Source organism: Pseudomonas sp. SIMBA_067 (assembly GCF_046534675.1).
GTDB classification, from domain to species: Bacteria; Pseudomonadota; Gammaproteobacteria; order Pseudomonadales; family Pseudomonadaceae; genus Aquipseudomonas; species Aquipseudomonas putida.
The window spans coordinates 1-240 of the sequence record NZ_JAWRYH010001243.1; the positions used below are offsets into that span (position 1 = coordinate 1).

Here is a 240-nt window from a genome sequence, read left to right on the forward strand (position 1 = left end):
GCTTTTGTAAAGAGCAAAGCTATGACCTAGAAGAGTCATTCCCAGTCGATAAGAAAACAGTAACGAGTATGGTTAAGTTTTCAGGTTTAGGTGGCGGTGTGAGCATTAGCTTTGAGCGTAAACATTTAGGTGAACGTGTAACATACAACGAAGCAACAGATACACTGGTAATAAAAGGCATTCCGCCAAACCTAAAAGATCAATTACAGCGGTTTATGGAACAAGAGCAAGATTAAGTGC

At 40.0% G+C, this 240-nt stretch carries 1 protein-coding gene; it reads left to right on the top strand.

From position 1 onward, the window contains the following. Positions 1 to 236 (top strand): nucleoid-associated protein (locus tag SB765_RS33270; protein ID WP_410932986.1); only part of this gene is annotated, 236 nt, incomplete at its 5' end. Positions 237 to 240 lie beyond the last annotated feature (4 nt).